The organism is Nostocoides veronense, assembly GCF_039531185.1.
GTDB lineage: Bacteria > Actinomycetota > Actinomycetes > Actinomycetales > Dermatophilaceae > Nostocoides_A > Nostocoides_A veronense.
Genome location: NZ_BAAAPO010000012.1, coordinates 1 through 7656, shown reverse-complemented (window position 1 = coordinate 7656; position 7656 = coordinate 1). Strand labels below are relative to the sequence as shown.

5 protein-coding genes, 1 tRNA gene and 1 pseudogene are annotated in these 7656 nt (G+C 66.5%); 6 read left to right on the top strand and 1 reads right to left on the bottom strand.

Annotated elements, in window-relative coordinates; genetic code table 11:
• The first annotated feature begins 93 nt into the window (after positions 1-93).
• The 6 genes from ABD225_RS03735 to ABD225_RS03710 all read left to right on the top strand — a co-directional run bounded on the left by ABD225_RS03735 (position 94) and on the right by ABD225_RS03710 (position 6446).
• Positions 94-3084, top strand: a complete 2991-nt coding sequence (locus ABD225_RS03735) for a UPF0182 family membrane protein (RefSeq protein WP_344081480.1) — start codon at positions 94-96, stop codon at positions 3082-3084.
• A gap of 46 nt (positions 3085-3130) precedes the next feature.
• A tRNA-Met gene (locus ABD225_RS03730) sits at positions 3131-3204 on the top strand.
• A gap of 175 nt (positions 3205-3379) precedes the next feature.
• Positions 3380-3586 (top strand): helix-turn-helix transcriptional regulator, encoded by a 207-nt coding sequence (locus ABD225_RS03725; protein ID WP_344081477.1) that lies wholly within the window; start codon positions 3380-3382, stop codon positions 3584-3586.
• The gene (locus ABD225_RS03720; protein WP_344081474.1) at positions 3579-4775 is read left to right on the top strand and encodes a tyrosine-type recombinase/integrase; all 1197 of its coding nucleotides are present in this window, start codon (positions 3579-3581) and stop codon (positions 4773-4775) included. The genes ABD225_RS03725 and ABD225_RS03720 overlap by 8 nt, the downstream gene beginning before the upstream one ends.
• 41 nt (positions 4776-4816) lie before the next feature.
• On the top strand, positions 4817-5386 hold the full coding sequence (locus ABD225_RS03715) for a type IV toxin-antitoxin system AbiEi family antitoxin domain-containing protein (RefSeq protein ID WP_344081471.1): 570 nt from the start codon (positions 4817-4819) through the stop codon (positions 5384-5386).
• Positions 5376-6446 (top strand): nucleotidyl transferase AbiEii/AbiGii toxin family protein, encoded by a 1071-nt coding sequence (locus tag ABD225_RS03710; RefSeq protein WP_344081468.1) that lies wholly within the window; start codon positions 5376-5378, stop codon positions 6444-6446. The genes ABD225_RS03715 and ABD225_RS03710 overlap by 11 nt, the downstream gene beginning before the upstream one ends.
• A 518-nt stretch (positions 6447-6964) precedes the next feature.
• On the opposite strand, the pseudogene ABD225_RS03705 reads toward ABD225_RS03710, so the two are convergent.
• Positions 6965-7531, bottom strand: a pseudogene (locus ABD225_RS03705) (hypothetical protein); the annotation flags it as partial.
• Positions 7532-7656: the final 125 nt, after the last annotated feature.

Below are 7656 nucleotides of genomic sequence, written 5' to 3'. Positions count from 1 at the left end.
GCAATCCAGCAGGACACCAGTCAGATTCAGGGTCACGACCCCCGCGCACGCCATACCAGCATGTAAGTCAGATTGACTAGGTAAGTTGCCCCCGTGAGTGATTCCCAGTGGCCCGACGCCGATGACGCGCAGGAGCGTCCGGCGCCCCGCCCCGCCCGACGTATGCCGACCGGCCGCCGCCGGGGACCGCTGGTCCCGACTCTCGTGGTCCTCGCGGTTCTGGCCCTGATCAGCACCGGCCTCGCGGGCGTGTGGACCGACATCCTCTGGTACCGCTCGGTCAACTTCACCGGCGTCTTCACCACCACGATCCTCACCAAGATCCTGCTCGGGGTCGCGGGATTCGTGCTCGTCGGCGGCCTGGTCTTCGCGAGCCTGCTCGTGGCCTATCGCACCCGGCCGATCTATGTCCCGCGCACTGTGACCAATGAGAGCCTCGAGCAATATCGCGAGGCCATCGAACCGGTGCGGCGGATCGCCTTGTTCGGCATTCCGGTCATTCTCGGCGCACTCGGGGCGACGGCGGCCTCCGGCCAGTGGCGTACCTACCTGCTGTGGGCCAACCAGGTGCCCTTCGGCCGCACCGACCCGCAATTCGGCCGCGATATTTCGTTCTTCGTCTTCACCGTGCCCTGGCTGCAGACCCTGCTCGGCTTCCTCACGATGGCGGTTGGGGCAGCCCTCGCGGCTGCCGCCTTCACCCACTACGTCTATGGCGGCCTCCAGCTTCCGGGCCGCGGGGCGTCCACCCGGGCCGCGATCACCCAGGTCGCCGTCCTCGGTGCTGTCCTTGCGCTGCTGCGCGCCGGGACATATGTCGTGGACCGCTATGCCCTCTCGACCAAGCAATCCCGACTGATGACCGGCATCACCTACACCGATGCCAATGCCGTCCTGCCAACCAAACTCATCCTCGCCATCGCCTCTTTGGTCGTCGCCGGCCTCTTCCTGGCCGCGATTTTCACCCGATCGTGGCGTCTGCCGATCATCGGTGTGGCCATGCTCGTGATCACCTCGGTGGTCGTGGGCGGGATCTACCCAGCGATCATCCAGTCGGTGCGGGTTAAGCCGTCCGAGAAGTCTCTGGAAGCGACATACCTGCAACGCAATATCGAATCGACGCGCGCGGCGTACGGCCTTGAAGGCGTCCAGGTCACGCCCTACCAAGCGACCTCCGAAGCCTCGCCAGGCCAGCTGCGCAATGACGCCGAGACCATCCCCGGCATCCGGCTCGTCGACCCCATCGTCGTCGCGCCCACCTTCCGCCAGCAGCAGGCGCTGCGCTCCTACTATGCCTTTCCCGATGCCCTCGATGTCGACCGCTATCAGGTCAATGGCAAAGAAGAGGATGTCGTCATCGCCGTGCGGGAGTTGACGCTCGACGGGGTGCCGGCCTCGCAGCGCAACTGGCTCAACGACCACACGGTCTACACCCACGGCTTCGGCCTCGTCGCCGCCTATGGCAACAAGCGCGCCAGCGACGGTTCTCCGGTTTTCGCGGTTTCGAATATCCCGCCCTCGACGACCCTGGGGGAGTTCGAGCCGCGCATCTACTTCGGCGAACAGAGCCCGACATACTCCATCGTCGGCGGAGCCGCCGGCGACAACCCGCGCGAGTTCGACTATCCCGATGGCAGCGCCCAGGGGCAGCAAAACAACACCTACGCCGGCAAGGGCGGCGTGCCGATCGGCTCCTTCCTGCGCCAGGCCGCGTATGCCGTGAAGTACCGCGAGGTCAACTTCCTGCTCTCCGATGCGGTCGGGTCCAACTCGCGCATTCTGGATCACCGCACACCGCTGGAGCGGGTTTCTCGGGTCGCGCCCTGGCTGACCTTGGACGGCAATCCGTATCCCGCGATCGTCGACGGCAAGGTTTTGTGGATCGTTGACGGCTACACCACCTCGGCGAACTATCCCTATTCGCAATTGCAGAACCTCGATGCCGCGACCAGCGACTCCACGACCGCGCGGGCGACCAGCGTCTCGGCGTTGCGCTCAGGCCAGGTCAACTATGTGCGCAATTCGGTCAAGGCCACGGTGGATGCCACGGACGGCACCGTGAAGCTCTATGCCTGGGATGAGGCCGATCCCGTGCTCAAAACGTGGATGAGCGCCTATCCCGACACGGTCTCGCCGATGTCCTCGATCAGCGGTTCGCTGATGTCGCATCTGCGCTACCCGGAGGATCTGTTCAAGATCCAGCGGATGCTGCTCTCGCGTTATCACGTCACCTCATCCGACGCCTTCTATGGCGGCAACGACTACTGGCGGGTGCCGGAGGACCCGGCTCAGGAGGGCGCCAACGCGCTGCAACCGCCCTACTACCTCACGCTCGCGATGCCCGGCCAAAAGCGGCCCGGGTTCGCGCTGACGACCACTTTCATGCCGACCGGTGACCGGCAAGTCCTCTCCGGCTTCCTGGCCGTGGACGCCGATGCCGGAGCCGACGCCGGCAAGAAGGCCGAGGGCTTCGGCACCTTGCGCCTTCTGGAGTTGCCCCGCGACTCCAACGTCAAAGGCCCCGGACAGGTCCAGAACGAGATCAATTCCTCCAATGACAACAGCCCAGGCTTCTCCCTCACCCTGAGCCAGTTCTTGAACAACAACCGGCAGCAGGGCTCGCGGGTCACGCTCGGCAATCTGCTGACCCTCCCGGTCGGCGGCGGACTGCTCTATGTGCAGCCGATCTACGTCCGGGCGGACTCCAGCAGCTCGTATCCCCTCAGTCGCGTAACGGTCGCGGCCTTCGGTGACAAGCTCGCCTGGTCCGACACCCTGACCGGCGCCTTGGATCAACTCTTCGGCGGAAATGCCGGCGCCAATGCCGGCGACGACAATGGCACCACGCCACCAGACACGGGAAATCAAGCGCCGCAGACCAACGACCAGCTGCTCGCCGAGGCCCTCGCCGATATGCAGAAGGCCTTCGATGAGGGCAAGGCGGCGCTGGAGAAGGGCGACTTCGCCGCCTATGGCGCGGCCCAGCAACGCCTCCAGGCAGCGCTCGAGCGCGCGGTCAAGGCCCAACCCCAGGGTGGCACCGCAACCGTCTCGCCGACGCCCTCGCCCTCCGCGAGTAGCTAAGCCGATTTGGTCCACCCCGATCCGTCACGTATCGTTGAGCTACCGACGCGGGGTGGAGCAGCTCGGTAGCTCGCCGGGCTCATAACCCGGAGGTCGCAGGTTCAAATCCTGCCCCCGCTACGAAGAAAGTCCAGGTCAGCCCATGGTTGACCTGGACTTTCGCTTTGGGGGCGAGATGCGATCCCATCGTTTACCCATCACATTGACAGGTGCGCAGCGCCGCCCGGCCGGGTGTCATCGTCGTCGGTTCCGGTTGCCTCGGGGCTGCTCGGTTCCGCTCGCACACCTGATGGGCATGAACAGCACAGAACTGGGGCTGGAGCCCCTCATCGGGGTCGAGGAACTCGCCGAGTACCTCGGTGTCCCCGTGCAGACCATCTATGACTGGCGGCTGTCCGGCCGGGCGCCGCGGGCCTACAAGCTCGGCAAGCACCTGCGGTTCGCGGCCAGCGACATCGCGGCGTGGCTGGAGGAGCGGCATGAGGGCGGCTCCCATGAGTAGGCCGCGCATCCCTGTCGGCGGGTACGGCGAGATCACCTTCTTCCCGCGGGCGAAGGGCAGGGTCGAGGCCCGGACTCGGTTCCGCGACTGGGACGGCCAGACCCGGCTGGTGCAGGCCACCGCCTCATCGAGGCCGGCGGCCGAGGTCGAGTTGAAGCGGCGGCTGGCGGAGCGCAACGTCTGCCAGCCGGTCGACACGACGCTGACGCCGGACAGCCCGTTCCCGGCGCTGGTCGAGTACTGGCTGGCCGATCTCGACTTGGAGAACCGGATCGCGCCCGCTACCCGCTTCAACTATGAGCGCGACATGGAGCGGCTCGTGCTCCCGGCCTTCCGCGGCTACACCCTGCGCGAGATCGGTGTCGCCCGCTGCGATGCTCTTCTCAAACGGTTGGGGCAGGAGTCGTACTCCTCGGCGAAGCGGGCGCGGACGGTGCTGCGGCAGTCGTTCGCGCTGGCGGTGCGGCACGAGGTGCTGGTGCGCAATCCGATCGACAACGTGTCCCGGCTCCACAAGCCGAAGCGGACCCCGACGGCGCTGAGCGCGACCGAGGTCAACGCGATCCGGGCCGTGATCAAGGCGTGGGAGTTGTCCAGTGGCACCTCGGGTCCGAACCCGGACGGCCAGCTCGGGCAGATCGTCGAGGTGATGCTGGGTACGTCTGCTCGGATCGGTGAGGTGCTCGCGATCCGGCGCCGCGATCTGGATCTGACGACGACGCCGGCCACCCTGCGGATCTGCGGCACGGTCATCTCCGAGCGTGGTGTCGGGACGTACCGGCAGGAGCACCCGAAGACCGATCGTTCCAACCGGGTGGTGGCGCTGCCGTCGTTCACCGCTGAGGCACTGCGTCGGCGACTGGCGATCATGGCGGATCATTCGCTGGACGCGTTGGTGTTCCGCAGCCGGGAGGGGACGCCGCTCACGACAGCCAACGTACGGCGACAGCTCCGTAAGGTTCTCGGCGCTGCGGGTATCGAGGGTGTCAGTCCGCACATGTTCCGCCGGACGGTCGCGACGGTGATCAACGAGCAGGCCAGCCTGAACCTGGCCTCGGAGCTGCTTGGCCACACCGACCCCAAGGTCACGATCGAGCACTACATCCGCCGCAACGAGCAGGTGAACCCGCTGACAGCCGAGTTGCTCGATCAGGCGTTCGCCCGCGAAGACGGCGGCGGGCCGCTGTGAGTAGCGTGGCAATAGTGTCACGGTTCCGTTATACTTCTGCCATGGCGACCAAGCCGTTGGCACGCGACGCGCTGTGGGGCATTGCGACCGCACAGCACGGCTTCGTGACCGCTCAGCAGGCCACCGAGGCAGGCATCGACAAGCACGCGCTCCAGATGCTCGTCCACCGCGGCACGTTGGCGCGCGCTGCGCACGGCGTGTACCGCTTTCCGCAATATCCGGTCGGCGAACACGACAACCTCATGCTCGCGGTCCTGTGGACGCGGGTGCCCGAAGCCGCGTTGTCGCACGAGACCGCGCTTGATGCGTACGGCATCAGCGACGTGAACCCCAACCGGATCCACCTCACCGTCGGCAAGCAGCGCCGCTTCCGTAGGACGGGGGGAGACGTCTATGAGGTGCACTACGAGGACCTCGCCCAGAAGCAGATCGGCTGGTGGCAGGAGATCCCGACGGTCACACCGGTGACGGCCATTGGCCAGTGCCTGACCTACGGAACGCCGACATACCTGCTCCGCCAAGCGATCGAGCGCGGCCACGCGCAGGGCTACCTCAAGGCGACGGACCGCGACGAACTCACCGAGGCGCTGGAGACTCGACATGAGCGATGAACACCTCGGCTCCAGGCTGGCCGCGCTGCTCCGCACACTGAAGCCCAAGAGCAAGGAACCAGTTTCGGCCAAGGTCCTCAACACCTGGATCGCCCAGGCCGAGGGCAAGCTCGGGGACGAGGCCCGGGGTGGCCGACTCGGTTGGCTCGTCGCGTCGTCGGTGGCGATTGCGGCCGTGCAGCGCGCGATCGACACCGAGGGACGCCACCTGTTCCTGCTCAAGGGCGGCACCCTGCTCCAACACCGGTTGAAGGCAACGGCCCGCACCACCAAGGACGTCGACGGCCTCATCCGCGGCGACCTCGATCAATTCATCCTCGCCTTGGACGAGGCGCTCGACGAACCGTGGGGACCGCTCACCCTGCGCCGGGGCGAGGTCGAGGTGGTCAACGTGCCGACCAAGATCATCAAGCCGCGGCGCTTCGACATCATCCTGGAATTGCGTGGTGTGACCTGGCGGCGGATCCAGTTCGAGGTGTCACCCGACGAGGCCGGCGTGAGCGATGAGCACGAAACCATCGAGCCGCCACCGCTGGGCGGTTTCGGACTGCCCGATCCGGACGCCCTGGTCGGGATCGCGATGCGCTTCCAGATCGCGCAGAAGCTCCACGCCGTCTCCGACCCGCACGAGCCGCCGGAATCGATCAACGACCGTGCGCGTGACGTCGTTGATCTTCTTCTGCTCCGCGACCTCGCCGAGTCGACCGGGAGCCCGGCACTGGCCGAGATCCGGCGCGCCGCGATGGCTGTGTTCGCCGCTCGAGCCGATGAGGCGGCCCAGCTCGGCCTCGCGACTCGCGCTTGGCCTCCGACCCTGGTGGCTCATCCACATTGGGCCGACGACTTCGCCCGAGCCGCTACCTCCGGTGGTGTGGGCCTGTCTCTCGACGAGGCTGTGGCCGAGGTCAACGCCTGGATGAAGGAGATCGACCTCGTCGGGCTCCTCGACGACGAGGCGAGGGCAACGGAAGACGCTGAGTCGACCAGCGACCCGAACGAGCCGCTGCCGCCCCACGTCAAGGTCACCCGCGGCAGGTCGCCTCGGACCGACGGAGACTGACACTTCTCAGGGAAGTCCGGCGCGGTCGAACTCCTGCTGCAAGCGCGGACGACCCGATGGACCTCGCGCAGCTCCGCGATGAGGTTGTCGACCTCGGCTGACTTCTCCGACCCTGCGCTGAGTTTGCGCATGGTCGCCAGTCGTCTGGCGGCGAGCTTGTAGTTCTTGGCGTTCGCCTCAATGAGGATTCCCTCCACGAGGCGCTGATGGATCGGCAGTGTGGCGATCGGGTCGACCTTCTCGTATGCCTTCACCAGCTCGCTCCAGGTGGAGCCGTTGTCGAGTGCGAACGAATGCGCGAGGTTCCACGCGAACTCGGGTTCTTTGAGCGTGTGGAGTGCGAAGAGGACCGCGTCGCTCGGGCTCGCGGCGAGCGTGGTGACAACCTCGTCACGGTAGCCCGGCCAAGCCTTGCCCGCGGTCTTGTGCAGCCGAGCCGCGGACGTGGACGAGGGCCACTTGCGGAACACCGCCAACCGCGCATCGAGCGCCTCGGCCGATGGGCGATGAGCTTCCAGGAGTCTGCACCAGTAGTCGGCTGCCTTGAGTGACTGGTGTCCGCGGTCGAAGTCGGTGGCCTGTTTCGACCAGTCGATGGCGAGGTCGATCTCGCCGATCTCCTCGAACGCTTCGGCGGTGTCCTCCAGCCAGGCTGCGACCTTCCGGTCCTTGGCGTGGGTCCGGATGATGGCGTCGATGTCGTGGTCGAGCACGGCCAGCCGCTGGGCGTTCCAGTCCAAGGTGAACCAGTCGTGGGAGTGCTCGGAGTTCCACCGTTCGGCGGGGCGGGGACCGAGTCGCGCCTCGACTTCGGCCAACCGTTTCCGGTAGGAGGCCATGCCGACCTCGCCAAGTGCCGGGGCGTAGGCCACGGGGTCGAGTTCGAAGTAGTCGACCTCGCCGTCGAACTGGAACTTCATCATCCAGTCGACCAGCTTCCCCACCGCCGTCCTGGCCGCCGCGGCTGCCTGAGGGTGGAGTTCCAGGAGGCGACGACAGGCGTCGCCGATGATGCCGCTGGAATCGTCGGCTCGGGCGATCACCTTCAGTGACGACGCGAGGGCCTTGTGGGTGACCGAGTAGATCTCGGCTGGATCGGTCGTGGGGATGGCTGCTTCGAGGATGTCGATCGCCTCATGCGGGGGTGATGCTCCTATTCCGTGTCAAGGTCTGTTCATGCGGCGGTGAGCCAGGCGCGGTAGCGGGCGGC